This is a genomic window from Streptomyces sp. LS-MS-L19, assembly GCF_058382285.1.
Window position 1 is genome coordinate 9,076,535 of sequence record NZ_JBYCLL010000001.1, and the last position, 26,364, is coordinate 9,102,898.

Genomic DNA, 26,364 nt, shown 5'->3' on the forward strand with positions numbered 1-26,364 from the left:
TCCGAGCGGTCAGTCGACCACCAGCACCAGCTTCCCCGTGGTCCGGCCGGTGTCGCCCAGCGCATGCGCCTGGGCGGCATCGGCCAGCGGGAAGGTCCTCTCGACCGTGGCGCGCAGCTCGCCCTTCTCCACCAGGTCCGCGATCGCGTCCATCCCGGCACGGTCGGCGTCCACGAGCATCCGCACGGCCCGCACGCCGAGCCGCTCGGCCTCCTCGCCGAACTCGTCCGAGCCGACCGGCAGGATCGACACCACGACCCCGCCCGGCCGCAGCACCCGCAGTGACTTCACGGACGTCTCGCCGCCCAGCGTGTCCAGCACCACGTCGACGTCCTTCACGGCCTCGGCGAAGTCCGTCTCCCGGTAGTCGACCGCCTCGTCCACGCCGATCTCGCGCAGGAAGTCGTGCTTGCCCGCGCTCGCCGTACCGATCACGTACGCGCCCCGCGCCTTGGCGATCTGCACGGCCACATGGCCCACCCCGCCGGCCGCCGCGTGGATCAGCACCCGCTGCCCCGGCCGCAGGTCCGCGTACTCCACCAGCGCCTGCCAGGCGGTCAGGGACACCAGCGGCAGCGCGCCGGCCTGCGTGTGGTCGATCGACGCCGGCTTGTGGGTGAGCGCCCGCACGGGCGCGATCACGTACTCGGCGTGCGAGCCGTGGCCGTAGGGGTACGGCAGCATGCCGAAGACCTCGTCACCGGGCTTGAAGGCCGCCACGCCGATGCCGACCGCCTCGACCTCGCCGGAGACGTCCCAGCCGAGCACGAACGGCGGCTCGCCGAGGAATCCGCCGTTCGCGCGGTGCTTCCAGTCGGTCGGGTTCAGGCCGGCCGCCCGCACCCGGACCAGCACCTGGTTGGGCCCCGGCGCGGGGCGCTCGATCTCGATCTCCTTGAGGACCTCGGTACCGCCGAGGGTGTCCTGGCTGATGGCTCGCATGGTGTTCACAGTGCTCATGGTCGACCAGCCTGCCGTGCTCCGCCCGCCCGGGAAATGGCACGATTGCCAAGCTTCGATAGGATCGTGCCATGAGACGAGTGGAGCGGACCGAACGGGTCGTGGTGCTGGCCCTGGACGGCGTGTACCCCTTCGAGCTGGGCATCCCCAGCCGGATCCTGGGCGCGGCCGACGGCCGGTACGAGGTGCTGACCTGCTCGGTCGACGGCCGACCGGTGCGCAGCAACGCCGACTTCACCATCGGCGTCGAGCACGGGCCGGAGGTCCTCGCCACCGCCGACACCGTGGTGATCACGCCGGTCGCGTCGGAGCGGATGCCCGCCGACCTGCCGGAGGAGGTGCGCGAGGCCCTCGCCCTCGTCCGCCCCGACGCCCGGATCGTGTCCATCTGCACGGGCGCCTTCGTCCTCGCCGCGGCCGGTCTCCTGGACGGCCGCCGGGCCACGACCCACTGGCAGCTCGCCGATCACTTCCGGCGCCTGTACCCGCACATCGACCTCGACCCGGACGTGCTCTTCGTCGACGACGGCCGCATCCTCACCTCCGCCGGGGCCGCCTCCGGCGTGGACGTCTGTCTGCACCTGGTCCGCAAGGACCACGGCAGCGAGCTCGCCAACACCGTCGCCCGCCGCTGTGTCGTGCCGCCCTTCCGGGACGGCGGCCAGGCCCAGTACATCGAGCAGCCGGTGCCGGAACAGGGCGCCGCGAGCACGGCGGAGACCCGCGCCTGGGCCCTGGAGCGCCTCGACGAGCCCCTGACCCTGGGCGAGTTGGCCGCCCACGCCCGGATGAGCCTGCGCACCTTCGCCCGCCGCTTCAACGAGGAGGTCGGCCTCAGCCCCGGCCGCTGGCTGATCCAGCAGCGGGTGGCCCGCGCCCGGCACCTCCTGGAGTCCAGCGACCTGTCGGTCGACCAGATCGCCGGCCGCGTCGGCTTCGCCACGGGCGCGTCCCTGCGCCAGCACCTGCACGCGGCGATCGGCGTGTCCCCGCAGGTGTACCGGCGGACCTTCCAGGCGGCCGCGGCCCACTGAACGTTCCGGGACCCCGTGGCGTCGAAGGATCATGAGGACGGGTGGAACGGCAACAGGGGGCGGAGTGCGCGCAATTCCTACGGCGGTGCTGGGGGCGGCGCTGGTCATGGCGGTCGTGGGGTGCGACGCCGGGGACGACCTGGTCGTCGACGGCAAGGTGCCGAGCTCGCCCTACGGCGGCCCGCTGAACGTCCCCACGCAGGAACTGGACGCGCAGGGCCCGCGCGCCTCCCGCCTGGCGTCCGGAGCGGCGGGCCGGGCCCTGGAGTGCGACGGCGAGATCTGGGTCGGCAACGGACCCGAGGGCTGGAGCGACGGGGACGGCGGGGCCGACCCCGAGCAGGGACTGAGGCTGTACTTCGACTTCTTCTCACCGGAGGGCCCCCGCTCCGGCTACCGCGTCGAACGGCGGGAGACGGACCGCGTCCTGTACTCCTACGACGTGGACGGCCGCACCAAGGTGGCGGTCGTGGTGGCCAAGGACCAGAAGGACAGGCCCGGTTGGGGTCCGGAGACCAGCGCGTCGTGCGACCCGTCCGAACTCCCGGCCTCGTACACCGACTCCCACGGCTACGAGATCTGGACCGACCGCGCCGGCCGCCGGGTGCCGAGCTCCGAGGTCAGCAGCCGCGCCGGGGACGACCACTGCGGCTGGCAGCAGGTGCACTTCCTCGAACTGGACGGTATGTACGCCCGAGACCCCGACGCCGTCCTCACGGACCGGTACGAGGACGACGCCCGCATGCCGGCCGACGCGAGGGACACCGGATACCGCTACGAGGACTGGGCGTTGTGGCTGACGGACGACCGGCGCACGGCCTACGTCCGGACCGCGGACGGCGTCGAGGCATGGCCACGGCTCGGTGAGGACGTGGCCTGCAAGTGAGCCCGCCTCACCGGCTCGCGTGCAGCGCGACCAGCAACTGCCAGACCTGGTCGGCGATCTCGGCGGCGGTGGCGTCGAGCAGGCCGTGCAGCCAGTCGGCCAGGACACCCGCGAAGGTCGCCGCGACCGCCGAGGCGACCAGCGGGGCGTCGGCTGCGCCCGCCAGCTCCCGCTCCCGCAGGCTGTAGGCCCTCAGGTCCCGGTGCAGCACCCTGCCCAGCGGACCGCCCCCGCCGGGCGTGAGCAGGGCCCGGTACAGGGCGGTGTGCGGGGTGAGCGAGGCGAAGAACTCCCCGAGCGCGGGCGGCGCGTGCACCGGGTCGGGGCGCCCGCGCCAGGCGTGCAGCGCCTCCACGGCATCCCGTACGACGTCCGCGCAGGCGTCGACCGCGAGCGCCTCCAGGCCGTCGTAGTGGACGTAGAAGGTGGCCCGGCCGACCCCGGCGCGCCGCACCAGCGCGGCCACGCCGACCTCCTCCAGCGGGCGCTCGGCGCACTCCGCGAGGAGCGCCTCCCGCAGTCGGGCCCGGGTGCGGGCCGCCCGCGGGTCCTCGGGCGCGGGGCGGGTCACTGTGCGGCGAGAACGGCGGCCAGGGCGATCGCGCCGGGCAGCGCCTGCGCGGCGAGGATGCGGATGTTGGCGGTGACGGCGCCGTACACGCCGGCCACGATCACGCACACCAGGAAGAACACCTGCGCGCGGAACCCGGTCGGGTCACCGGCGACGAGCCCCCACACCAGGCCCGCCGCGAGGAAGCCGTTGTAGAGCCCCTGGTTGGCGGCCATGGCGGCGGTGGCCCGGGCCATCTCCGGGTCGAACCCGTGGAACTTCATCCCCGGCTTCTTCTGCCACAGGAACATCTCCATCACCAGGATGTACGCGTGCAGCGCCGCCACCAGGCCGACCAGCACGTTCGCCAGGATCTCCATCGACTTCCCTCACTTCTTGGACTGGTGTCCACTATAGCTGGACATCCGTCCAGGACGTGAGCTGGGGGGCGACGGTGACCGAGGCCACTGTCAGTGCCGGCCGCTACCGTGCGGGCATGACTGATCACGAGGTGACCGTCCGCCGTGCCCGCCCCGACGACATCCCCGGCCTGGTCGCCTCCAGCGCGGGCCTGTTCGCCGAGGACGCCGGCACCAGGGATCCGAGCGTGGACGTGGACTGGCCGCTCCGGCACGGGGCCGAGTCGTTCGCGGCGGCCCTGGAGGACCCGGCGCGGCTCGTGCTGGTGGTGGATCACGACGGGGAGGTGGTCGGCCACCTGACGGGCACCCTGACCGAACCCTCGGCCGTACGACCCGTCAAGTCGGCCGCCCTCAACGCCCTTTACGTCTTTCCGGCCCATCGCCGTGCACGGGTCGGCGGACGGTTGGTGGCGGAGTTCCGCGCCTGGGCCGAGGCGCAGGGGGCCACCCAGGCGGAGGTCGCCGCCTACGCGGCCAACCCGGACGCGATCCGTTTCTACGAGCGCCAGGGATTCGGGGCCCACGCGGTGACCCTCCGGTCCGGCCTAGGCCGAAAGGCGGAGGTGGAAAGCGGTGCGAACGGCGAGACTGATGCCGTCAGCCGATGATCCAGCAGAAGGACCCGTGCCGATGGCGCCACAGCCCGCCCGCCCCGCCGAGCAGCGCAAGCAGGACACCCTGCACCGACTGGAGCACGACGAGGACGTCTGGGTCGCCACGGCCCCGGACGACGGCTCGGGGGCGCCGTATCTCGTGCCGCTGTCGTTCCTCTGGGACGGGTCCGCCCTGCTCCTGGCGACTCCGGCCGCCAGTCCCACCGGGAGGAACCTGAGGGCGACCGGCAGGGTGCGGCTCGGTCTCGGGCCCACCCGGGACGTCGTGATGATCGAGGGAACCGTCGAGACCGTCACCCAGGCCGGGTTGAGCGAGGAGGAGGGCGACCGGTTCGCGGCCCGCACCGGCTTCGACCCCCGCCGGCTCACCACGCCCTACCTGTACTTCCGCGTCACACCGCAACGCGTCCAGGCCTGGCGGGAGGCCAACGAGCTCGCGGGGCGTGAGCTCATGACGGACGGTCAGTGGCTGGTCGCCGACTGAATCGGCCGTGCCGGGATATCCGCAAGGCAGAGGGCCGCGGGGCGCCGACGCTCCGTGGCCGGACCCTTCGGAGGAGACATGGCACTGGTGAAAGCGGGGGTCGTCGTGCTCGACTGTGCCGAGCCCGAGAAGCTCGCCGTGTTCTACAAGGAGCTGCTGGAGGCCGAGGAGACAGACGCCACCGCCAACCGCGTGGAGATCAGGGGGGCGGACGGCTTCCGGCTGGCCTTCCGCCGCGACGTGAACGCCACACCGCCGAGCTGGCCCCGCCCCGAGAACTCCCTCCAGGCCCACATCGACTTCGTGGTGGAGGACCTGGACGCGGTCGAGCGCAAGGTCGTGGAGCTCGGCGGACGGCCACTGGACACGAAGGACGCCGCGGGACCCTTCGAGGAACGCGGCTACGCCGACCCCGCGGGCCACTCCTTCACCCTGCGGATGGTCACCCCGACAGCGCCGAAGCAGGGCTGAGGGGGTCCCGACCGTACGTGGCGGGGCTGGATCCGGCCATCCCGCGGGGCCGGCCCCCAGACGCGAGGCCGGCCCGGCCCGCCCGCAGAGCTGGCAAGGGCCGGGCCGGTACGGTCGGCGCACGCGCAGGGGCGCGTCAGTCCCGGCCGCCCTTCTCGGAGGCCGGCCAGACGCCCGTGGACCGTTCGATGGCCTTCGCGCCGGTGCGGTCCACGGCACTGCGCACCGCGGCGAAGATGGCGCCCTGGATCGCGGCGGCCAGGAGGATCTCCCCCCAGCCCCGGTCCCGGTCCAGGGCGTCCGGCGCGTCCTCCTCGTGCCGGATCGCCATCCAGGTCTTGCGGAAGGCGAGGCCCGCGAGCCAGCCGCTCGACCAGCCGAGCGCGAACCCGAGGGGCTGGTAGGCGAGGGGCAGCTTCAACTTCTTCTTCTTGGCCATGTGGATCTCCTCGTTCGAGTGAGTCGTCGGTCAGGGACGTCCGCGCTCGGGCACCTGCTCCGCGGCCGGAGGCGGCCCCGGCGGTGTGCCCTCGCCGAACGGACGGCCGCCCAGCTCCTCGCGGTGATGCGGGGTGAGCCAGCCCGACAGATCGGGTCCGAGCGGGACGATGCCGGTCGGGTTGATGCCGCTGTGCACCTGGTAGTAGTGCCGCTTGATGTGGTCGAAGTCGACCGTGTCACCGAACCCCGGCGTCTGGTAAAGGTCACGGACGTACGCCCACAGCACCTCGTTCTCGGTCAGCTTCCAGCGGTTGCACTTGAAGTGACCGTGGTAGACGGCGTCGAAACGCACCAGTGTGGTGAACAGCCGGATGTCCGCCTCGGTGATGGTGTCGCCCACGAGGTACCGCTGCCGGGCCAGCCGCGGCGTCAGCAGGTCGAGCCGGCGGAACACGCCCGCGCAGGCCTCCTCGTACTCCTCCTGCCCGGTGGCGAAACCGGCCCGGTACACGCCGTTGTTGACGTCCTCGTAGACCTCGGCCATCACCGTGTCGATCTCGTCCCGCAGCGCCGTCGGATACAGGTCCGGCGCGCCCTCGCGGTGCAGGGCCGTCCACTCGGTGGCCAGGTCCAGGGTGAGCTGCTGGTAGTCGTTGGTGACGAGCTTCCCGCTCGGCACGTCCACCAGCGCGGGCACGCTCACCCCACCCGGATAGTCGCTCTCCCGCCTGTCGTAGGCCTCGCTGAGGTGGCGGATGCCGAGCACCGGGTCGCGGCCGTCCGGGTCCAGGGTGAAACGCCAGCTGCGGTCGTCCTGGATCGGGTCCGCGATGCCCATCGACAGGGCATCCTCCAGACCGAGCAGCCGCCGTGAGATCACGGCCCGGCTCGCCCACGGACACGCACGGCTCACCACCAGGCGGTACCGGCCGGCCTCCACCGGCCAGCCGTCCCGCGCGTCGGCGGTGACGCGGTCCGCGAAGTGGCTCTTGGACCGCTTGAACGCCTTCTGGCCGTACGCGCTGTTGCCGTCGCCGGCGCTGCCCATGGTTCCTCCCGGGTGACCTGTCCTGGTGGACGCGTTCCCCGTTTTCGGGAGTCGGCACGGTGTGAGTGCCCGGGCGGCGGGCAACCGGCGAGGGTGAGCGGGACATCGACGAACGAAAAAGCAGACCGGAAAACACGCGTCACCGTGCTGGTGGCGCTCGCGGCGAACCTGGTGATCGCGGTCGCCAAGGCCGTGGGAGGCCTTCTGGCGGGCTCGCCCGCGCTGCTGTCGGAGGCGGCGCACTCCGTCGCGGACAGCCTCAACGAGGTCTTCCTGCTGGCCGCGCTGCGGCGCAGCCGACGCCCCGCCGACCGGCGCCATCCCTTCGGCTACGGCAAGGAGCGGTTCTTCTGGTCCCTGATCGCGGCCGTGGGGATCTTCGTGATGGGCGGCTGCTTCTCCGTCTTCCAGGGCGTGGAGGCGCTCCGCAACGGCGCCGAGGAGAAGCTCAGCGGCTATGTGGCCGGCCTGATCGTGCTGGGTGTGGCCTTCCTCGCCGAGGGGATCTCGCTGGTGCGGGCGCTGCACCAGGTGCACAAGCAGGGCGGGGCCGCCCAGGGCATGCGGGACCCCGCCCTGCGCACGGTCGTCGCCGAGGACGGCACGGCGGTGCTCGGGGTGACCCTGGCCATGATCGGCATGGCGCTGCACATGGTCACCGGGCAGGTCGTCTGGGAGGCGTCCGCGTCCCTGGCCATCGGCGCGCTGCTCGTCTACGTGGCCTACCGGCTGGGCCGCGAGGCGAAGGGGCAGCTCATCGGAGAGGCCGCCGACCCGGAGGCCAGTGCCCGGATCCGGGCACTGCTGGACGCGCAGCCCGAGATCGACAGCGTGGAGGCCCTGTTCACCATGAAGATGGGCCTGGACTCGGTGCTGGTCGCCGCCCGGGTCGACCTGGTGCCGGGCCTGGACAGCGAGCGGGTCGAGGAGGTCGCCGTACGGATCAAGCGGTCCGTCGCCCGGACCGTCGCCGAGGCGGACCAGATCTTCCTCGACGTGACCGACCGGCCCGCCGAGGAGGCAGGGGAAAGCCCCGCCGCGACGGGGGAACGCGGCGGGGCCTGACGCTCGGGTGCCCGGTCGGAACGGGACCATGCGTCATGGACGGAAGAATTTTCCGGCCGGGCCCTCAGTCCCCTTCGGCCGGGCCGGGAGTCTCCGTCGACCGGGCCGTCAGTCCCCGTCGACCGGCTCCAGGACGAAGACCGGTATGACCCGGTCCGTCTTCTCCTGGTACTCGGCGTACGGCGGGTACGCCGCGACGGCCCGCTCCCACCACTCGTCCTTCTCCGAACCGGTGACCTCACGGGCCCTGAAGTCCCGCTTCACCGGCCCGTCCTGGAGTTCGACCAGCGGATCGGCCTTGACGTTGTGGTACCAGACCGGGTGCTTGGGCGCCCCGCCCAGCGAGGCGACCGCCGCGTAACGTCCCTCGTGCTCGACACGCATCAACGGTGTCTTGCGGATGCGGCCGCTCTTCGCGCCCCGGGTCGTCAGCACGATGACCGGCATCCCCGTGTCCATGAGCGTGTTGCCCTTGGTGCCGCCGGAGCTCTCGTACAACTCCACCTGCTCACGCACCCATTGGGTCGGGCTGGGCTCGTACTCGCCCTCAAGAGGCATGTTCACCGTCTCCTAGTCGTCCGCTACCGGGTTCCCGCACGGCACTCCAACACCGTCCCGCGCGGGATTCATTCCCACCGGCATACCCAGCGGCGGGCCCTTGTCACGGCAGAACCATCCGCACGGCCAGTCCCGTGATCACGGCGCTCGACACCAGGGCCGTCACCAGTCGGCCCCGATGCCCCGTCAGCGTCCGCCCCAGCAGGGCACCGCCGCCGGCCAGCAGGAGTTGCCAGCTCGCCGAGGCGACGAACGCCGCCAGTACGAACACGCCCTGTTCCAGGGGGCGTACGGCTTCCTCGGCCCGGGTGCCGAGGACCAGGGCCGCGAAGTAGATCACGGTGGTCGGGTTGAGGAGGGTGATGCCGAGCAGACCCAGGTAGGCCCGGGCCGGACTCGGTGGAGGGGGTGTGGTGCGGGTGGCCAGGCGGTGGGCCCGGTACTCACGGACCGCCGTCACCGCGCCGCGGACCGCCAGCACCACCAGGACCAGGGCGGCCGCCCAGCGCAGCGGGTCGAGGACCGGCCGCAGCAGCGCGGCGACGGCGGAGCCGCCCACCGTGGCCACCAGGGCGTACAGCCCGTCGGCCGTGGCCACGCCGAGCGCGGCGCAGACACCGGTGCGCAGGGAGGTACGGGCAGTGAGGGAGACGAGGTAGGTCGCGACCGCGCCGACGGGGACGGCGATGCCGTAGCCCGCGAGCAGCCCCGCGACGAGCGCGGCGGTCACGAGCGCGGAAGCGTAGGCCCCCACGGTCGGCCGGGCTGCTGCTGGACGCGCACCGGAAGAACGGCGGTGGCGGTCGGCGGCAGGAAGGCTTCGGTCGTCAGCATGGCCAGATCATGGGGGCTGAGAACCGGCCACCGCAAGCGCATTTCCGCGGTGGACCCCGTGTGCGGGGAGGGCTGCCCTCCGTTACCCGCTCCACGGCGGCGATCCCCGGCCAGATTCCCTCCGCCACCGATCTGGCCGAACTTCCCGTGGCCCCATAGATGCCCCGGGCATCTAATGAGGATCTGCACGACGCACCCTTCGTCTGCGAGGTCTTCCATGACGGAAACGGAACCTGTCGCGTTCCCCCAGGACCGGACCTGTCCCTACCACCCGCCCACCGCCTACGACCCCCTGCGCGCCGCCCGCCCGCTGTCCCGGATCACCCTCTACGACGGCCGTCCGGCCTGGCTGGTCACCGGACACGACACCGCCCGCGCCCTGCTCGCCGACCCCCGGCTGTCCACCGACCGCACCCGCGACGGCTTCCCGGCGCCCACGGCGCGCTTCGCGGGCCTCAAGAAGCGGAGGACGGCCCTGCTGGGGGTCGACGACCCCGAACACCGGGTCCAGCGGCGCATGATGGTCCCCAGTTTCACGCTCCGCCGGGCCACCGCGCTGCGCCCCCGCATCCAGGAGATCGTCGACGAACGCATCGACGCGATGATCGCGCAGGGCCCCCCGGCCGAGCTGGTGAGCGCCTTCGCGCTGCCCGTCCCCTCGACCGTGATCTGCGCCCTCCTGGGCGTGCCCTATGCCGACCACGACTTCTTCGAGGGGCAGTCCCGGCGGCTGCTGCGCGGTCCCACGGCCGACGACGTCATGGACGCCCGCGATCAACTCGAGGAGTACATCGACGAGTTGATCGACCACAAGCAGAAGCAGCCGGAGCCGGGCGACGGCGTGCTCGACGAACTCGTCCACGGACAGCTGCGGGACGGCGAGCTGACCCGTCAGGACGTGATCGCGCTGGCGATCATCCTGCTGGTCGCCGGCCACGAGACCACCGCCAACATGATCTCCCTCGGCACGTTCACACTGCTCCGGCACCCCGACCGGCTCGCCGAGTTGCGCACCGACCCGGCGCTGGTCCCGGCCGCGGTCGAGGAGCTCATGCGGATGCTGTCGATCGCCGACGGGCTGCTGCGGATGGCCCTGGAGGACATCGAGGTGGCCGGGACGACGATCCGGGCGGGCGAGGGGGTCGTCTTCTCGACCTCGGTCGTCAACCGTGACGAGGACGTCTACCCCGACCCGGACACCCTCGACTGGCACCGGCCCGCCCGGCACCACATCGGGTTCGGCTTCGGCATCCACCAGTGCCTCGGACAGAACCTCGCCCGCGCCGAACTGGAGATCGCCCTGCGGACCCTCTTCGACCGGCTGCCCGCCCTCCGCCTCGCCGCCCCCGCCGAAGAGATCCCCTTCAAACCCGGCGACACCATCCAGGGGATGCTGGAGCTCCCCGTGACCTGGTAAGAGGCCCCGCTCATGCACATCGACATCGACAAGGACGTCTGTATCGGGGCGGGCCAGTGCGCCCTGGCCGCCCCGGGCGTCTTCACCCAGGACGACGACGGCTTCAGCATGCTCCTGCCCGGCGCACAGGACGGCGGCGACCCCATGGTCCGGGAGGCCGCCCGTGCGTGCCCGGTCGCCGCCATCACCGTGTCGGAGACGGTGGGCTGACCCGCCCACCGCGGGAGCCGTACGAGTGGCCCGGTGCTGCCGGCCTCAGCGGTCCAGCAGCATCCGGGCCGCCTCCCGTGCCTGGACGGCAGGACGCGTGCTCCGGGTGATGCCCGCCGTCACCATCGCTCCCTCGGCGAGCAGGAACAACGGCCCGGCCAGGTCGGCGGGCCGTCCGGCGTCGGCCACGAGTGCGGCGAGGTAGTCCCCGAACGCCTTCTTGTGGGCCCGGACCTGGTGCGCCACCCGGTCCGAGGTCGCGCCCAGCTCGCCGTACGAGTTGATCCAGGCGCAGCCGCGGAAACCCTCCTCGCCGAACCAGCGCTCCAGCCACTCGAAGACCGCGAGGATCCGCTCGTCCGGGTCCGGCCGGCGCTCCACGAACTCCGCGAGTCGCCCCCGCCAGCGCCCGTCCCGGCGCTCCAGATAGGCCTCCACCAGCTGTTCCTTCGCCGGGAAGAGCTGGTAGAGCCGCTTGAGGGAGACCCCCGAGGTGCCGCGTATGTCGTCCATGCCGACGGACTGGATGCCCCGTCCGTAGAACAGCTCCTCGGCGGCGTCCAGCACCTGCTCGCGGGCCACTGCGCTGTCCATGGACGACCACTCCTTGACCTGAGAACGTGCGTTCTCCTACGGTAGCAGCCACCCGGAGAACGCACGTTCTCGCCCTGGCCGTCCCGGAGGACCACATGACCGACCGCCCGCCGCTGCCGCCCTTCACCCGGGAGACCGCCGCCCAGAAGGTGCAGGCCGCCGAGGACGCCTGGAACACCCGAGACCCCCAGCGGGTGGCGCTCGCCTACTCCGAGGACTCCGTGTGGCGCAACCGCGGCACCTTCGTCACCGGCCGCGCCCAGATCGTCGAGTTCCTCACCGCCAAGTGGGCCCGCGAGCGGGAGTACGCGCTGCGCAAGGACCTGTGGGCCTACGACGGCAACCGCGTCGCCGTCCGCTTCCAGTACGAGTGCCGGGACGCCGAGGGGCAGTGGTGGCGGTCGTACGGCAACGAGCTGTGGGAGTTCGACGAGCACGGGCTGATGACCCGGCGCGAGGCGAGCATCAACGACGTGCCGATCGAGGAGAAGGAGCGCCGGATCCACGGCCCGCGCCCCGAGGCCGAACGGGGGCTGTCCTTCCCGCTTCAGTAGGGTTCCGGCGTGACCGAACAGGACGAGACACCGCCCTTTCTCTACGTCGTCGTCTGCGCCGCCGGTATCGCCGCGGACGTCGGCAAGCTGATCACCGCCGCGCAGGAGCGGGAGTGGCACGTCGGGGTCATCGCCACGCCCACCGCCATGAACGGCTTCTTCGACACGGCCACCGTCGAGGCGCAGACCGGTTACCCGATCCGTTCCGCCTGGCGCCGCCCCGGAGAGCCACGGCCCTTCCCGGCGCCCGACGCGGTGGTGGTCGCCCCGGCCACCTTCAACACCATCAACAAGTGGGCGGCGGGCATCGCCGACACCCTCGCCGTGGGCACGCTGTGCGAGGTGGCCGGGCAGGGCGTCCCGATCGGTGTCCTGACCTGCGTCTCCGACGACCTCGCCGCCCATCCCGCCTACCAGGACAGCCTGATCCGGCTGCGGGGGACGGGCGTCCGGTTCGGATACCCCTACCAGGGCGCCGAGGGCGAGGAGTTCGGGTGGGAGCGGGCGCTGGACCTGCTGGAGTGAGTCAGACCTCGACGGCCAGCGGAGTGCCGGGCGGCAGCCAGCGGAAGCGGGCGCGGAGGTCCGCGGGGGCGCGGCCCAGTTCGGCCTCGACGGCTTCGCGGCCCTCCCGGAAGTGCGACCAGCCCTCGTAGTGCACGGGCAGCACGGTGTGCGGGCGCAGCAGACCGCACAGTTCGAGCGCCGGGGCCGCGGTCATCGTGTAGCGGAGCGGGCCGGTCAGGGGGAAGCGCACTCCGCCCAGGTGGAGCAGCACCGTGCCCACGTCGATCCGCTGGGGCACTTCGCGGACTCCGGCGAACAGGACCGTGTCGCCGGTGATCCACAGCGCGCCGTGCCGCTGGCCCTCCCAGCGCAGGGAGAAGCCCGTCACCTCGCCGACCAGCGGGCGGGACAGGGGAGGCCCGTGCCGGGCCGGGGTGGCCGTGACCTCAAGGGTGGGGCGGCCCGGTGCCTCCAGCCGCCAGGTCGCCCAGGGGGTGAGGCCGCGGGAGTTGCCGCCGAGCCGGCCCGCCCCGGACGGGGTGGTCACAACGGTGCCCGCGCCGGGCAGCAGGGCGCGGCCCGCGGTGTCGAGGTTGTCGGCGTGATGGTCGTGTGTCAGCAACACGGCGTCCAGCGGCGGGAGTTCGGCCGCCTTGAGGGCCGGGCCCGTGGTCTTCGTGGAGGAGGTGCCCGGGCCGAAGGAGTAACGGCGGCCGGGCGGGTCGAACGTCGGGTCCGTCAGCAGCCGCCAGCCGGCCGCCTCGATCAGCGTGGTCGGCCCACCGACGTGGGTGATGCGCGCCTCGGTCATGGAGGGTCCCTTCCCCGGGCCCGGGACGGGAGGCGCACCGCCCGCCCCGGGCGTTCCGGCTACTCGGCGTGCGACACGGCCCAGTCGAGGACGTGGTCGGCGATCTCCTCCCAGCCGGGAGCGGCGGGCAGGAGGTGCGGGCGGCCCGGGTACTCCCTGAACTCCGTGACCGTGTTCGACTTGTAGTGCCGGGCGTTGGACCGCTGCACCTTCGGCGGCATCAGATGGTCGTGCTCACCCGCCACGAAGAGCAGGGGAGCGCGATTGTCGTTGTGGTAGTCGACGTAGGTGCTCTGGTGGCCGGGGCGCAGGGTGGCCAGGGCGCTGTCGAAGAAGATGCTGCCGGAGGCGGGGACGGCGTACCGCTCGTACAGGGCCCGGGACTCCTCCTCGGGGAACGTGTTGGTGAACGCGTAGTGCCACTGCTCGAAGTCCAGGGCCACCGCGCGATGCCGGTTAGCCGGGTTCCTGAGGACCGGGAAGGCCGCCTTGACCTGGGTCAGCGGCAGCACCGCGACCCCTTCCGTGGGCGCCGAGTTGAGGGCGACGCCCGCCGCCCCGTACCCGCGGTCCAGGAGCAGCTGCACGAACACGCCGCCGGCGGAGTGGCCGATCAGGACGGGCGGCCGGTCCAGGCCTGCGACCACGGCCTCGAGGCTCTCGACGATCTGCGGGACGGTGACCTTCTCGACGGGCGTCGGATCGGCGTTCAGGGACTCGACCTCGACCTCGAACCCGGGGTAGGCGGGGGTGAGGACGCGGTAACCGCGCTTCTCGTAGTGGGCGGCCCAGTGCTCCCAGCTCCTCGGGGTGACCCAGAAACCGTGGACCAGGACGATGGTGTCCGGCGTGCTCATGGCCCCTCCTCGCGGGGTGTGAAGTCTCGGGGAGACGTCAGTGCGTGGCGCGTCGCGCGGCCTCGATCTGGCGGAACACCGCGTCCGGGCGGGACATCATCACGACGTGCGAGGCCCCCTTGACCTCCACGACCCTGCTCTTCGCGCGCTTCGCCATGAAGTGCTGGACCGCGGGCGGGATGACCCGGTCGGCGGTCGGGACGACATACCAGGACGGCAGCGAACTCCACGCCGGTACGCCGCTGGGCGCCCCCAACCCGCCCACACTGGCCGGGCGTTGGGTCACCGCCATGGCGCGGGTCAGCGCGCGCGGCAGGTCCTGGGCGAAGACGTCGTGGAACTTCGCCGGGTCGACGTAGGCGTCGATCCCCGGCTCCGAGCTGCCCGGCACCGGGTACGGGCGGGTCAGCAGGGCGTCCGGCAACCGGCTGCCGGGGAACTGCCCCGCCAGCTGGAGCGCGCTCTCGCCCTCCGCCGGGGCGAACGCGGCGACGTACACGAGTGCCTTCACGTTCGCCCGGCCGTGCCCGGCGTTGGTGATGACCTCACCGCCGTAGGAGTGGCCGACCAGGATCACCGGGCCGGGAATCGTGTCGACGACGCTGCCGACGTACTGGGCGTCGCCCGCGATGTCGCGCAGCGGATTGGCCGGGGCGATGACGTCGTAACCGGCCTTCAGTAGGAGGGTGCTGACGTCGTTCCAGCCCGAGGCGTCGGCGAAGGCGCCGTGCACGAGAACCGCGGTCGGTCTGCCCGTGGTGCGGGCCGACGCGGGGGTGACACCCAGCGTGAGGGCGCCCGCCGTGATGAGTCCGCCCGCGAGGACGCGCCGGCGGGAGTGGTCTTCGGGAACCATCCGATGACTCCTAGGAGTTGAGGAACTCGAGCAGATCGGCGTTCAGCTGGTCCTTGTGGGTGTCCGTGATGCCGTGCGGGGCGCCCGCGTAGACCTTCAGCGTCGCGTTCTTGACCCGGGCCGCCGAGGCCTTGCCGCCCACCTCGAAGGGCACGACCTGGTCGTCGTCGCCGTGGATCACCAGCGTGGGCACGTCGAAGGCGTCCAGGTCGGAGCGGAAGTCGGTGGCGGAGAAGGCCGCGACGCACTCGTAGGCGTTGCGGTGCCCGGCCTGCAGACCCTGCCGCCAGAACGCCGCCCGGACGCCCTCGGAGACGTTCGCGCCGGGCCGGTTGTTGCCGAAGAACGGTCCGTCGGCCAGGTCCCGGTACAGCTGCGAACGGTCGGCGAGCGAACCGGCGCGGATCGCGTCGAACGCCTCGATCGGCACCCCGCCCGGGTTGTCGTCGGTCTGGAGCATGAACGGCGGCACGGCGGAGACCAGCACCAGCTGGGCGGCCCGGGAGGTGCCGTGCCGGCCCACATGGCGGGCGACCTCGCCGCCGCCCGTGGAGAAGCCGATGAACGTCACCTCCCGCAGGTCGAGGGTGTCGACCAGGGTGGCGAGGTCGTCGGCGTAGGTGTCCATGTCGTTGCCGTGCCAGGTCTGGGTCGAGCGGCCGTGCCCGCGCCGGTCGTGGGCGATGACACGGAAGCCGTTCGAGGCGAGGAACAGCTGCTGCGCCTCCCAGCTGTCGGAGTTCAGCGGCCAGCCGTGGCTGAGGACCACCGGGCGGCCCTCGCCCCAGTCCTTGTAGAAGATCTCGGCTCCGTCGGCTGCGGTGACGTACGGCATGGGAGTGCTCCCGTCTGCGGGACGTGTGCGACCCGTCGATCCTCGTTCGGCGCCGCCCGCCCCGAACCCCGTGGAGTGCGTAGTCGTGACCCCGGCTCAGAGGCCGGGTGCCTGCGCCAGCTGTCTGCGGGAGGTGACGTCGAGCTTCCGGAAGACCTTGCGGAGGTGGTAGTCGACGGTGCTCGCACTGATGAACAGCCGGCCGGCGATCTCGGCGTTGGTCGCGCCCGTCTTGGCGAGCCGGGCGATGGTCAGCTCCTGCGGGGTGAGCGTGCTCGCGGCCAGGGCGGGACCCCGCTGCGGATGCTCGCCGGTGGCGGCGAGTTCCGTCGTGGCGCGGGAGGTGTACGCCGTGGCGCCCATCTCGTCGAACATCGCGAGGGCGGTGCGCAGGTGGTGCCGGGCGTCCTTGCGGCGCTTGCGGCGGCGCAGCCACTCGCCGAACAGGAGGTGGGCGACCGCCAGATCGGCCCGCGCCCTGGTGGCGGCGAGGAGACCGATCGCCTCCCGGTACAGCGTCTCGGCGTCGCTCACCGGAGCGAGCAGCGCGCGGCAGCGGGCCAGCAGGCCCAGCGCCCAGGGGGTCGCGGTGCTTGCCGCCCGGGCGGCGAGAGTGCGCAGGGCGGCCGTGGCCAGGATCCGGTCGCCGCAGCGGACGGCGGCCTCGACCAGCGGCGGCAGCAGCCGGGAGTGGACCCCGAGCAGGTCCTGCTCGATCAGCTCGTGGGAGGCGCTGCGGGCCCGCGCGTAGTCGCCGCCGCCGAGGGCCAGGATCATCGTGCCGATCCGGGCGATGGACTCCACGGCGCCGTTGCCCAGCCAGGTGCCGGCCTCCATCGAGCCGCGCAGTACCGCCTCCAGGTTCTCGGAGTCCGCGTGCCAGGCGAGGAGTTCGGGGTGCCGGTACAGCTCCCACATGTCGTCGCTCGCGCCGAGCGCCGCCCGGATCTGACGGCCCTGGGCGTGCAGGTCGTCGGCGAGCGAGAGGTGGCCGAGGATCGTCTCGTGCATCACCGTGCAGTAGAGGGCCATGTCCAGCTGCTGCAACGCTCCCGTCGCGCGGGCGACGTCCGCGGCCCGTTCCATGACCGCGCTCTGCGCGTCCGCGTCCCACAGCATCATCGACAGCGTGACCGTGGGCAGAAAGGCCCGCAGCACGTCCTCGTCGGCGGTTCCCGGGTCGAGCAGCATCGCATGGGCCCGCCGCATGTCGGGCACCGCGCGTTCGTACCCGTCGGTGACCAGGACGGCGAAGGCACGCAGCACCAGGTCGGTGCCGGACACGGGGCGGGTGCGGGGGAGCAGGTCGTCGATGGCCCGGGCGATCTCCGCCACCGTCGTGTCCCGGATGAGGTGTTCCGCGCAGACGGCACGGTCCACCGCTCTCAGCAGGGCCTCCCTGGCGAGGCCGGGCGCCCCGTCCATGAGGACCCGCGCGGCCCGCAGACACAGGGCGGGTGCCTGGGCGAAGGAGCCGGCGTCGCCCAGGAAGGTCACCGCGTTGGCCCGCACCAGCAGCGCCCGGCCCCGGCCGACGGCGTCCAGCAGCCCGATGTCGAGCGCGTCGAGCAGCGACTCGGCCTGGAGCGGCGCCCCGGCGGTCAGCGCCGCCTCCGCCGCCGCGAGCAGCCGACCGGTGCGTACGGCCCCGGCCGGCGACATCTCGGCGGCCCGGGTCAGGAACGTCGCGCGGGCCGCGTAGCCGCCCCGCGCGCCCGCCCGGTCGGCCGCCTCCTCCAGGCCCGCCGCGACGGACTCGTCCGGCCCGATCGTCGCCGCGGCCCGGTGCCAGGCCCGCCGGTCGCTGTCGGCCGGGTGGTCGGTCACCTCGGCCAGCGCCCGGTGCGCGCGCCGTCGCTGCACGCTGGTCGCACCGCCGTACACCGCGGACCGCACCAGCGGATGCCGGAACTCGACCCGCCGGCGCAGGACGACGAGCCGCGCCGCCTCGGCAGGCCCGGAGTCCTCGGGGCCCGCCCCGAGACGGCGGGCCGCGGCCGTCACATAGCCGAGGTTCCCGCCGGGCTCGGCCGCCGCCAGCAGCAGCCAGGTGCGGACCGGGCCGGGCAGCCCGCGGACCTGCTCCAGGTAGTGCGCCTCCAACCGGCTGCCCACGGGCAGGGGTTCGGGCAGCGCGAGGGAACCGGAGAGCTGCTCGGCGGAGAGCTCGCGGCCCAGATCGGTGAGGGCGAGGGGGTTGCCGGAGGTGGCGGCGACGATCCGGGCGCCGACCCGGGCGTCCACCGGACGTCCCACGGCCTCCCGCAGCAGCTCCAGCGCGAACTCCTCGGCCAGACCCGGCACTTCGGTCACCGGGAGGCCCGCCGGGACCGCGAACCCGGTCCGGGCGGCGAGCAGCACGCCGACGCCCTCCGCGTGCACCCGGCGGGCCACGAACGCGAACACCCCGAGGGACTCCTCGTCCACCCACTGGGCGTCGTCGACGCAGACCAGCACCGGCCGGCCGGTCGCCGCCTCGGCGAGCAGGTCCAGGGTCGCGAGTCCCACCAGGAACCGGTCCGCTGGGGGACCGTCGGCCAGTCCGCAGGCCACCCGCAGGGCCTGGTACCGGCCCGCGGGCAGTGCCTCGGACTGCTTGAGACCGTCCAGCAGCGGCACCAGCAGCCGGTGCAGGGCCGCGAACGGGAAACCGGACTCCGCCTCCACGCCCGCCACCCCGAGCACCCGCAGATCACCGGCCCGCGCCACCGTGTGGTCGAGGAGGGCCGTCTTGCCGATACCGGCGTCGCCCCGGAACACCACCACACCGCTCAGCCCGTCCCGCAGGTCCGCCACCAGGGCGTCGAGCTGCTTCTGTTCGTCGGTCCGTCCCTTGAGGATCACGCCAACGCCCTTCGAGAAGGTCCGGATGCGGTGGTCCTGTGCGGTACTGGTGAAGTTTCCTCATTCAATCAGTACCGGACACGGCGGACGCAGGCATTCGGTTCAGCCGCGCCCCGCAGCCCGCGGCCTCCTGGCTCCGCACCGAGAGGGGGACCCCGACCGGGTGCGAAGTCGTACGCTCCCCTTCGAACCTCTCTCGAAGGCAGGAGCAGCAACGATGCAGTACGTGAAGCTCGGTTCGACGGGCCTGGACGTCTCGCGGATCTGTCTGGGCTGCATGTCCTACGGCCTGCCGGACCGGGGCGTGCACGAGTGGACCCTCGACGAGGAGGCGTCGCGGCCCCTGATCCGGCAGGCCCTGGACGCGGGCATCAACTTCTTCGACACCGCCAACGTCTACTCCGACGGCACCAGCGAGGAGATCGTCGGCAAGGCCCTCGCGGACTTCGCGAACCGCGACGAGATCGTGCTGGCGACGAAGGTGAACGGCCGGATGCGGTCCGGGCAGAACGCGGCGGGGCTGTCCCGCAAGGCCATCATGACGGAGATCGACCACAGCCTCAGGCGCCTGGGCACCGACTACGTCGACCTGTACCAGATCCACCGCTTCGACCCGCACACCCCGGTCGAGGAGACCATGGAGGCCCTGCACGACCTGGTGAAGGCGGGCAAGGTGCGCTATCTCGGGGCCAGTTCGATGTTCGCCTGGCAGTTCTCGAAGATGCAGTACACGGCCGAGCGGCACGGCTGGACCAAGTTCGTCTCCATGCAGAACCACTACAACCTCCTCTACCGCGAGGAGGAGCGCGAGATGCTGCCGCTGTGCGCCGACCAGAAGGTCAGCGCCCTGCCGTGGAGCCCGCTGGCCCGTGGCCGGCTGACCCGGGACTGGGGCACGGTCACCGACCGCAGCTCCACCGACGACTTCGGCAGCCGCCTCTACCAGGAGGGCGACCGCAGCATCGTCGAGGCCGTCACCCGCATCGCCGGCGACCGGGGCGTGCCGCGCGCCCGGGTCGCCCTCGCCTGGCTCCTCGCCCAGGACACCGTGGCGGCCCCGATCGTGGGCGCGGGCAAGCCGCACCACATCGAGGACGCCGTGGCGGCCGTCGAACTCGAGCTCAGCGACAAGGAGATCGAGGAGCTGGAGGCGCCGTACACGGCCCGCCCGATCGTCGGTCACAGCTGACGGGGGCCGGGTCGCATCCCGCTAGTGCGGTCCGTGCGGTGCGAATTCCGTACCGCACGGACCCGCCCCCTCGCTCTCCGGCAGCGGCACCCGCGTGCCGCTCATCGACAGCGTCCGGTAGTAGTGCCCGATCCGTTCCGTGGAAGCGCCCACGTAGTGCCCGATGAACGAGCGCCGGAACCGGTCGGCGGTACGGTTCGGCTGCGACCCGTGCACCAGGCTGCCGTTGAAGAACAGGACGTCCCCCGGCGCCATGTCGACGGGAACCGCGGCGAGCCCCGGCGGCGGCGCCACGTACTCCTTCGCGAACGACACCTCGGAGTCCGCCAGTTCCGGGCAGAAGAGGTCCATGCGGTGGGTGCCGGGGACGACTTCGAGACCGCCGTTGTCCCGGTCGATCTCGTCGCAGGCCACCCACGCGGCGACACAGGTGCCCGGCTCGACCCGCAGATAGAAGTTGTCCTGGTGCAGCGCCTGCCCCCGGGCCCCCGGTGGCTTGAAGTAGAACATGCTCTGCGCGGCCAGCACCTCCTCGCCGAGCAGCGACTCCAGCACCCGCCGCAGCCGCGCGTCCAGCAGGACCTCCCGCGCGAGGCCGTTGATCTCGTGCGGCTGCATCACCCGCGGGTACCTGCGCAGCGGATCCGTCGACTCGCTCGGCTCGAAGTGCCCTCGCACCGGGCCGCCCGCGTGCAGTGCCGAGAACTCCGCGCACAGCCGGTCGATCTCCTCGCGGGCGAACAGCCCTCGGACGACCGTGAAGCCGGCCTCCTCGAACTGTCGGACCCCTGCCTCGATGCCCGTGACGGTCATACGTCCACTCCCTCGTCGGATGTGTTCCACTCGTCACGCTAGGCCGCAGCGCAGGTGAGGAGGATGCCCGTGACCACCGACGGATTGCCCGAGACTGCCGCGCCCGGTGATCCCGGCGACCCTGGCGACCCCGGTCACCACGGCGACCCCGGCCCGCCGCCGGGCCTCGTGGTCGTCGGCCACTACGACGAACTCCCCGGCTACGCCCTCCAACGGCCGCGCGGCGCCGACAGCTGGCTGTTCACCTGGACGGTGAGCGGCCGGGGCACCCTGCGCCAGGGACGGACCGAGACCGGGGCCGCCGCCGGTGACCTGGTGGTGCTCGCCCCCGGCGTCCCGCACCGCTACGGCGTCCAACAGGGCGCCGAGCACTGGGAGTTCTGGTGGGCGCACTGCGGAGCCAGACCCTCCTGGACCGCCTGGCTGGGGCCGCACGGCAGAGGTGACGGCCTGTACGCCGTCACCCCGGACCCCGCCGCCGACAGCCCGCACGCCCGCATCGAGGCCGCCTTCCGCCGCATGCTCGCCGACGCCCGCAGACCCGTCACCGGCACCCCGCCCGCGTCCCTCCCGGTCGACGACCGCGTCGCCGTCGCCGTGGCGCACGGCACCACCGCCCGCGAACTCGCCCTGAGCGCACTGGAGGAGGTCGTCCTGCTCACCGCGGGCGCCGTCCGACGGACCCGGACCGGTGTGGACCCCCGCGTGCACCGCGCCCAGGAGCTGATCGCGGCCGACCCCGGCGCCCCGCACACCGTCCGGTCGCTCGCCGCCGAAGTCGCGTTGTCGCCGTCCCGGTTCGCCCACCTCTTCACCCGGCAGCTGGGCCGCTCACCGATGCGGGCGCTGCGCGAGGCCCGGCTGCACCATGCCGCCCGGCTGCTGGAGAGCACCGACCTGTCGGTGGAACGCGTGGCCGCCGCCTCCGGCTTCGCCAGCCCCTTCCACTTCAACCGGGTCTTCCGCGAGCGCTACGGGACACCGCCCGGCGCCTACCGGGCCGCCGGCCCAACGGGGGCCGCGGACCCAATGGTTGGGACATGACCTCGCGGGGCCACCCGGGCGCGCCGTGTAGTGGAGGTTCAATGGTTTCCTGGATCTCATCGCGGAGTTAACTGAATCCTGTTTCCAAAGACGAAATCCCCGGTGCTGACGAAACGTCTATCTGTGCGTGGCGGACGGAATGCGCAAAACCGCGAGATCACTTGTTGAGCGTCCCTGACCTGTGTAAAAGTGTGCGTTGTCAGCGCACAGACAATGCACATTTCCCCCTGTGTGCTCATGACCCCCCTCCGTACGCCCCTCATGCTTCAAAAGAGCGTCCAAAGGCGGACGTACCCATTGGTATGGACTTAATGCAACGCAGCATGCCCTCGGGAGGAAATGCCGCCGTGAATGACGCAGGCCTGTCGAATTCCCCGTCTCCGGTTCGCCCGCACGACGTCACGGACGAGCAGCTGAGCGCCGAGCTCAAGAAGTGGAGCGGCACGACACCCGCCCTGCAACCCGTCGGTGAACTCCTGGACCGGCACTGGGAAGCCGCGTTCGCCTACGCGCGGCTGTGCACCGACGGCCCCCGCCCCGCGGGCATGCTCACCACGGCCGCGTTCACCCGCCTGTTCGGGGAGTCGCTGCGCCAGACCGGACCGACCGCCGCATGGCGGCCCCATCTGCTCGTCACGGTCCGCCGGATCGCCGCCGAGTGGGACGCCGACGGCCGACGCGAGATGCTCCACCCGGCCCTGAGAACCGAGGCGGACGGCGAACGCGCCGCGGCCCGTCTGCTGCCGCCCGCCGACCGCCGTCTGCTGTCCGGTGCCTTCCAGCGGCTTCAGCAGTCCGCCCGCTGCCTGCTGTGGCACACCGAGGTGGAGGCCGAGCCCCTCGGCGTCCCCGCTGCGCTCCTGGGCCTGGACGAGGAGGACGCCGCCGTCGAACTCCGCCGGGCCCGCGACCGGCTGCGCGAGGAGTGCCTCCAGGTGCACCGCGAACTCGCCCCCGAGCAGGAGTGCCGGCACTACCTGCGGCTGCTCGACGTGACCTACCGGCGCGGTGGCGTCGACCTCGACCCCGACCTGCGGGAGCACCTGGAGCGGTGCCGCCACTGCATGCACACCGCGGACCAGTTGCACCAGTTCAACGGCGGGCTCGGCCTGGCCCTCGCCGAGGCCGTGCTCGGCTGGGGCGCGGACGCCTACGTCGCGTCCCGGATGAGCGTCGAGGACACCGGAGCGGCCCGGGAAGCCCGACAGCAGGCACCGGCCAGGCCGTACGTGGGGGAGTCCTTCGAGTCCTTCGGATCGGGGGAGTCCTTCGGATCGGGTGAGTCCTTCAGCGCCGGAGAGCCCTTCCCTGCCGGAGAGCCCTTCGGCGCCGGAGAGGCCTTCGGAGGGCGAGAGGGCTTCGGGCCCGGGGAGGCCTTCGGCATTCCGCTGCCGCCCACCGCTCCGCCCGCGGTAGCCGCCCCCGGCGGACCCGCCGTCCCCGGACCGCGCGCCCGGGCCCGCTCCGCCTCCCGCCGCTCGGCCCACAAGGCCGCCCGGCGCACCTCCCGCCGCAACCTCACCGCCGCGGTCCTCACGGTGAGCGGACTCGTGGTCCTGCCGCTGGTCCTGTGGTCCTCGCTCAGCTCGTCCGACGGCGACAACCAGTCCGCCGCCGGCCCCTCCGAGGCACCCGGCTCCGACGCGGCCTCCGCCACCGGCGACCCGTCCTGGGCCGGGGCGAGCGAGGCACGCAAGGGCGACCTGCGCGGGCGCCTGCACAACGTCGAGTCCGGGCTGTGCGTCGGCGTCGTCGGCAAGAAGATCGCTGCGGGCGTCGAGACCGCCCTCGCCGAGTGCTCCGCCGCCGAGGGCCAGCAGTGGACGTACGAGACCGACGGACTGCTGCGCAGCGCGGCCGACCCCGACCTGTGCCTGGACTCCCACCTCGGCTTCTCGGTACGTCTCGCCCCCTGCACGGGCGCCACCCAGCCCGGCGCCAAGAACGTCCGCTACGACTTCACGCTCCAGGGCACCCTTGTACCGCGCTGGGACCAGGACCTCGCCCTGACGCCCGCCGCGACCGACGGATCCGGCGCGCTGGTCCTGAAGAACCGCGACGACGGTTCCGCCCAGCGCTGGGTGTTCGACACCTCCAAGACCGAGCCGCAGATGCAGGCGGTCAACTGGGACGCGGAGAGCAGCCCCACCCCGACCCCGAAGTCCGCCCCGGCGCCCTCGAAGACGCCCACGGCGACCCCGACGCCGTCCGCCACACCGTCCGCTCCGCAGGCGCCGCCGACCCCGCCGAGCAGCCCCGGCACGGGCCAGGACTGCTCCACCAACCCGTACGCCTGCGGCTGGGGCGCTCCGTACGGGGGCGGCTACAGCGGCGGGTACGGCGGTGGGTACGGGGGCGGTTACGGCTATGGGGGCAGCCCTTACGGCCCCGGTTACGGCGGGCGCTGACGCCGTCCCGCGGGTTCCGCTCAGGCTCCGACGAGCTGGAGTGAGCCCCACAGCGCCACCACGGCCGCGGCGAGCGCGGTCGGCACGGTCAGCAGGCCGAGCCGGGTGAACTCGCCGAGGCCGACCTCGTGGTCCTGCCGGTGCAGGATGCGCCGCCACAGCAGCGTGGCCAGGGACCCGGCGTAGGTGAGGTTCGGGCCGATGTTCACGCCGAGCAGCACCGCGAGGACGGCGCCGGGACCGGCCGCGGCCGTCAGGGGCAGCAGCACCAGGACCGCGGGCAGGTTGTTGATCAGGTTCGCCAGGACGGCGGCCAGCGCGGCGATCCCCAGCAGTGCGACGAGCCCCGTGCCGCCGGGCAGCACGTGGTCCAGGGCGTCCGCGAGACCGTTGTCCACGACCGCGCGCACCACGACGCCGAGCGCGAGCACGAACGCCAGGAAGGCCGGTGCCGCCGCCCGGACCACGGTGACCGGCGTCGCCTTCCGCCGCACGAGCGCCCGGCCCGCCAGCACCAGCGCCCCCGCGCACGCGACCCAGGCGGGATCGACGCCGAAGGCCGACGCCACCACGAACCCGGCCAGCGTGCAGCCGACGGTGACCAGGGCGAACAGGGGCACCGCGGGCTCGTCGGCGGACTCGGGGGAGTGGTCGACGACGGTGAGGTCGGCTGCGAAGAAGCGCCGGAAGACCACGTACTCGACGCCGATCGCGACCAGCCAGGGCAGCGTCATGAGCAGCGCGAACCGGGTGAAGCTCACCCCGCTCGCCTCGAAGGCCAGCAGGTTGGTGAGGTTGGACACCGGCAGCAGCAGCGAGGCCGTGTTCGACAGGTGGGCGCAGGCGTAGACGTGCGGCTTGGCGCGGGCCCCCATCCGGGAGGCGGTGGCCAGCACCACCGGTGTCAGCAGGACGACGGTGGCGTCCAGGCTGAGCACCGCCGTGATCGCGGACGCCAGGAGGAAGACCCCGGTCAGCAGCCGCCCGGGCGAGCCGGCCGCCCGCCGCGCCAGCCAGGCCCCGCAGGCCTGGAACAGCCCCTCGACGTCACAGAAGTGGGCGAGCACCAGCACCGCGGCCAGGAACCCGACGACGGGCCCGAGCCGCTCGGCCTCCGCCCACGCGTGCTCGGGGGAGATCGCCCCGGTCACGACCACCAGGCCGGCCGCCGGGACGGCGAGCACCGCCTCCGGCCATCCGAAGGGACGCAGGACCGCCCATGCGAGTACGGCGACGAGCAGGGCGACGGACAGGGCTTCGGCGAGCGGGGTGTTCAGGGCGGTTCCTTCGGAGGGCGAGCAGATCGTGCCCGGTCATGAAACCAGGCCAGGGTAAGAACCCTCCCGATACCCCCGACCTCGACCTCGATGCCCGACCTCGTCGGGCCCGACCTCGATCGTTCAGGCCCCGGTGCCCGGGCTGAACGGGATGAGCCGCACCGACGACTCGTTGCCGGACACCGGGACCTCGCCGCCCTTCCAGGTCACCTTCAGCGGGTCCTCCTCGTCCGGCGGGGTCACCACGAGCGCGGCCGGCGTGGCCGTTCCCGCCCCGCTGACCTCGGGGTTCGCGAAGGACAGCCCGGCCCAGGCACTGCCGCCCGGTGCGAGCCTCACGGTCTCCGGCTCACCGGAGGACCGCTTGGGATCCGGGCCCAGCTGCTTGCCGGACGCGTCGACGAACGCGGCGCCCGGGTAGCCGTACAGCGTGCAGGTGCGGCTGGACTCGTTCGTCAGCACGACCGGGAAGTTCTCCTGACCCGCGCCGGGGTTGTTGCGGCCGACGGAGGCGCTGAGCTCGGAGGTGTGGCAGCGGGTGCCGGAGGCCGGTGACGGAGACGCGGACGGGGTGAGGGAGTTGCTCACCGCGTCGGTGGGGACACCGCTCGGCACGCTGCTCGCCGCTTCCGTGGGAGAGGCGGACGCACTGGTGGCGGGCCCCGTGCTCGGTGCGCTCGTCCCGTCGTCGCTGCCGCAGCCCGCCATCAGCCCGAGCAGCGCGACCGAACCCGCGACCAGAGCGGCTCGCCGTACCCCGAGGAACCTGTTCGTCATGTCT

At 72.7% G+C, this 26,364-nt stretch carries 29 protein-coding genes; 13 read left to right on the top strand and 16 right to left on the bottom strand.

What is annotated here, in order from left to right; genetic code table 11:
* Positions 1-9: 9 nt before the first annotated feature.
* The gene (locus AC2XR2_RS40515) at positions 10-960 is read right to left on the bottom strand and encodes an NADP-dependent oxidoreductase (RefSeq protein WP_491517862.1); all 951 of its coding nucleotides are present in this window, start codon (positions 958-960) and stop codon (positions 10-12) included.
* 71 nt (positions 961-1,031) lie between these two features.
* Between AC2XR2_RS40515 and AC2XR2_RS40520 the strand changes: the two genes are divergently transcribed.
* Together AC2XR2_RS40520 and AC2XR2_RS40525 are read left to right on the top strand one after the other, a co-directional pair.
* Positions 1,032-1,994: a GlxA family transcriptional regulator gene (locus tag AC2XR2_RS40520; protein ID WP_491517863.1), complete on the top strand. Its 963-nt coding sequence runs from the start codon at positions 1,032-1,034 to the stop codon at positions 1,992-1,994.
* Positions 1,995-2,025: 31 nt separating this feature from the next.
* Complete coding sequence (locus AC2XR2_RS40525) at positions 2,026-2,880, top strand: hypothetical protein (protein WP_491517864.1); 855 nt, start codon at positions 2,026-2,028, stop codon at positions 2,878-2,880.
* A 7-nt stretch (positions 2,881-2,887) separates the two neighbouring features.
* On the opposite strand, the gene AC2XR2_RS40530 is transcribed toward AC2XR2_RS40525, so the two are convergent.
* A complete protein-coding gene (locus AC2XR2_RS40530) occupies positions 2,888-3,451 on the bottom strand; it encodes a TetR/AcrR family transcriptional regulator (RefSeq protein ID WP_391192571.1) in 564 nt (187 codons plus the stop codon).
* Complete coding sequence (locus AC2XR2_RS40535) at positions 3,448-3,810, bottom strand: DUF1304 domain-containing protein (RefSeq protein ID WP_381296719.1); 363 nt, start codon at positions 3,808-3,810, stop codon at positions 3,448-3,450. Before AC2XR2_RS40535 ends, AC2XR2_RS40530 begins: the two co-directional genes overlap by 4 nt.
* Before the next feature lie 116 nt (positions 3,811-3,926).
* On the opposite strand from AC2XR2_RS40535, the gene AC2XR2_RS40540 reads away from it, so the two are divergent.
* The 3 genes from AC2XR2_RS40540 (at position 3,927) to AC2XR2_RS40550 (ending at position 5,421) form a co-directional block, all read left to right on the top strand.
* On the top strand, positions 3,927-4,460 hold the full coding sequence (locus AC2XR2_RS40540) for a GNAT family N-acetyltransferase (RefSeq protein WP_491517865.1): 534 nt from the start codon (positions 3,927-3,929) through the stop codon (positions 4,458-4,460).
* A gap of 22 nt (positions 4,461-4,482) precedes the next feature.
* A complete protein-coding gene (locus AC2XR2_RS40545) occupies positions 4,483-4,950 on the top strand; it encodes a pyridoxamine 5'-phosphate oxidase family protein (RefSeq protein ID WP_491517866.1) in 468 nt (155 codons plus the stop codon).
* A gap of 78 nt (positions 4,951-5,028) precedes the next feature.
* Positions 5,029-5,421 carry a VOC family protein gene (locus tag AC2XR2_RS40550; RefSeq protein ID WP_356459763.1) on the top strand — a complete coding sequence of 131 codons (393 nt, stop codon included), beginning with the start codon at positions 5,029-5,031 and terminating at the stop codon, positions 5,419-5,421.
* Between the two features lie 136 nt (positions 5,422-5,557).
* On the opposite strand, the gene AC2XR2_RS40555 is transcribed toward AC2XR2_RS40550, so the two are convergent.
* Positions 5,558-5,860 carry a DUF4235 domain-containing protein gene (locus AC2XR2_RS40555; RefSeq protein ID WP_020134811.1) on the bottom strand — a complete coding sequence of 101 codons (303 nt, stop codon included), beginning with the start codon at positions 5,858-5,860 and terminating at the stop codon, positions 5,558-5,560.
* Between the two features lie 30 nt (positions 5,861-5,890).
* Positions 5,891-6,910 carry a glutathione S-transferase family protein gene (locus tag AC2XR2_RS40560; RefSeq protein ID WP_491517867.1) on the bottom strand — a complete coding sequence of 340 codons (1,020 nt, stop codon included), beginning with the start codon at positions 6,908-6,910 and terminating at the stop codon, positions 5,891-5,893.
* Between the two features lie 93 nt (positions 6,911-7,003).
* Between AC2XR2_RS40560 and AC2XR2_RS40565 the strand changes: the two genes are divergently transcribed.
* Positions 7,004-7,975, top strand: a complete 972-nt coding sequence (locus tag AC2XR2_RS40565) for a cation diffusion facilitator family transporter (protein ID WP_381296710.1) — start codon at positions 7,004-7,006, stop codon at positions 7,973-7,975.
* Between the two features lie 108 nt (positions 7,976-8,083).
* Here the strand turns inward: AC2XR2_RS40565 and AC2XR2_RS40570 are convergent, their stop codons facing one another.
* Positions 8,084-8,533 (bottom strand): nitroreductase family deazaflavin-dependent oxidoreductase, encoded by a 450-nt coding sequence (locus AC2XR2_RS40570; RefSeq protein ID WP_123765824.1) that lies wholly within the window; start codon positions 8,531-8,533, stop codon positions 8,084-8,086.
* A gap of 103 nt (positions 8,534-8,636) precedes the next feature.
* Positions 8,637-9,263: a LysE family transporter gene (locus AC2XR2_RS40575; RefSeq protein ID WP_449353033.1), complete on the bottom strand. Its 627-nt coding sequence runs from the start codon at positions 9,261-9,263 to the stop codon at positions 8,637-8,639.
* A 321-nt stretch (positions 9,264-9,584) separates the two neighbouring features.
* Between AC2XR2_RS40575 and AC2XR2_RS40580 the strand changes: the two genes are divergently transcribed.
* Together AC2XR2_RS40580 and AC2XR2_RS40585 are read left to right on the top strand one after the other, a co-directional pair.
* Positions 9,585-10,784 carry a cytochrome P450 gene (locus AC2XR2_RS40580; protein ID WP_491517868.1) on the top strand — a complete coding sequence of 400 codons (1,200 nt, stop codon included), beginning with the start codon at positions 9,585-9,587 and terminating at the stop codon, positions 10,782-10,784.
* 12 nt (positions 10,785-10,796) lie between these two features.
* Positions 10,797-10,994 (top strand): ferredoxin, encoded by a 198-nt coding sequence (locus tag AC2XR2_RS40585; RefSeq protein WP_491517869.1) that lies wholly within the window; start codon positions 10,797-10,799, stop codon positions 10,992-10,994.
* A 45-nt stretch (positions 10,995-11,039) separates the two neighbouring features.
* Here the strand turns inward: AC2XR2_RS40585 and AC2XR2_RS40590 are convergent, their stop codons facing one another.
* Entirely contained in the window at positions 11,040-11,588 is a 549-nt protein-coding gene (locus AC2XR2_RS40590) for a TetR/AcrR family transcriptional regulator (RefSeq protein ID WP_491517870.1), read from the bottom strand.
* A gap of 95 nt (positions 11,589-11,683) precedes the next feature.
* Between AC2XR2_RS40590 and AC2XR2_RS40595 the strand changes: the two genes are divergently transcribed.
* A complete protein-coding gene (locus tag AC2XR2_RS40595) occupies positions 11,684-12,142 on the top strand; it encodes a nuclear transport factor 2 family protein (protein ID WP_491517871.1) in 459 nt (152 codons plus the stop codon).
* Positions 12,143-12,151: 9 nt separating this feature from the next.
* Positions 12,152-12,667, top strand: a complete 516-nt coding sequence (locus AC2XR2_RS40600) for a flavoprotein (protein WP_491517872.1) — start codon at positions 12,152-12,154, stop codon at positions 12,665-12,667.
* 1 nt (position 12,668) lies between these two features.
* Here AC2XR2_RS40600 and AC2XR2_RS40605 read toward each other — a convergent pair whose 3' ends face one another.
* The 5 genes from AC2XR2_RS40605 to AC2XR2_RS40625 all read right to left on the bottom strand — a co-directional run bounded on the left by AC2XR2_RS40605 (position 12,669) and on the right by AC2XR2_RS40625 (position 18,852).
* Positions 12,669-13,460, bottom strand: coding sequence for an MBL fold metallo-hydrolase (locus tag AC2XR2_RS40605; RefSeq protein WP_491517873.1), 792 nt, complete (start codon positions 13,458-13,460; stop codon positions 12,669-12,671).
* A gap of 59 nt (positions 13,461-13,519) precedes the next feature.
* Positions 13,520-14,317: an alpha/beta hydrolase gene (locus AC2XR2_RS40610; RefSeq protein ID WP_449353027.1), complete on the bottom strand. Its 798-nt coding sequence runs from the start codon at positions 14,315-14,317 to the stop codon at positions 13,520-13,522.
* A 37-nt stretch (positions 14,318-14,354) separates the two neighbouring features.
* Positions 14,355-15,173 carry an alpha/beta fold hydrolase gene (locus tag AC2XR2_RS40615; RefSeq protein WP_449353026.1) on the bottom strand — a complete coding sequence of 273 codons (819 nt, stop codon included), beginning with the start codon at positions 15,171-15,173 and terminating at the stop codon, positions 14,355-14,357.
* A 10-nt stretch (positions 15,174-15,183) separates the two neighbouring features.
* Entirely contained in the window at positions 15,184-16,008 is an 825-nt protein-coding gene (locus AC2XR2_RS40620) for an alpha/beta fold hydrolase (protein ID WP_449353025.1), read from the bottom strand.
* A 96-nt stretch (positions 16,009-16,104) separates the two neighbouring features.
* Entirely contained in the window at positions 16,105-18,852 is a 2,748-nt protein-coding gene (locus tag AC2XR2_RS40625; protein WP_491517874.1) for a helix-turn-helix transcriptional regulator, read from the bottom strand.
* A gap of 217 nt (positions 18,853-19,069) precedes the next feature.
* Between AC2XR2_RS40625 and AC2XR2_RS40630 the strand changes: the two genes are divergently transcribed.
* Entirely contained in the window at positions 19,070-20,041 is a 972-nt protein-coding gene (locus AC2XR2_RS40630) for an aldo/keto reductase (protein WP_330262570.1), read from the top strand.
* 21 nt (positions 20,042-20,062) lie between these two features.
* On the opposite strand, the gene AC2XR2_RS40635 is transcribed toward AC2XR2_RS40630, so the two are convergent.
* Positions 20,063-20,854, bottom strand: coding sequence for a phytanoyl-CoA dioxygenase family protein (locus tag AC2XR2_RS40635; protein WP_491517875.1), 792 nt, complete (start codon positions 20,852-20,854; stop codon positions 20,063-20,065).
* 69 nt (positions 20,855-20,923) lie between these two features.
* Between AC2XR2_RS40635 and AC2XR2_RS40640 the strand changes: the two genes are divergently transcribed.
* Positions 20,924-21,898 (top strand): helix-turn-helix domain-containing protein, encoded by a 975-nt coding sequence (locus tag AC2XR2_RS40640; protein ID WP_449353022.1) that lies wholly within the window; start codon positions 20,924-20,926, stop codon positions 21,896-21,898.
* Positions 21,899-22,245: 347 nt separating this feature from the next.
* The gene (locus tag AC2XR2_RS40645; RefSeq protein ID WP_491517876.1) at positions 22,246-24,306 is read left to right on the top strand and encodes a ricin-type beta-trefoil lectin domain protein; all 2,061 of its coding nucleotides are present in this window, start codon (positions 22,246-22,248) and stop codon (positions 24,304-24,306) included.
* A 20-nt stretch (positions 24,307-24,326) separates the two neighbouring features.
* Here AC2XR2_RS40645 and AC2XR2_RS40650 read toward each other — a convergent pair whose 3' ends face one another.
* Complete coding sequence (locus AC2XR2_RS40650) at positions 24,327-25,583, bottom strand: arsenic transporter (RefSeq protein WP_381296961.1); 1,257 nt, start codon at positions 25,581-25,583, stop codon at positions 24,327-24,329.
* Positions 25,584-25,706: 123 nt separating this feature from the next.
* The gene (locus AC2XR2_RS40655; RefSeq protein WP_449353021.1) at positions 25,707-26,360 is read right to left on the bottom strand and encodes a DUF4232 domain-containing protein; all 654 of its coding nucleotides are present in this window, start codon (positions 26,358-26,360) and stop codon (positions 25,707-25,709) included.
* Between the last annotated feature and the right edge of the window lie 4 nt (positions 26,361-26,364).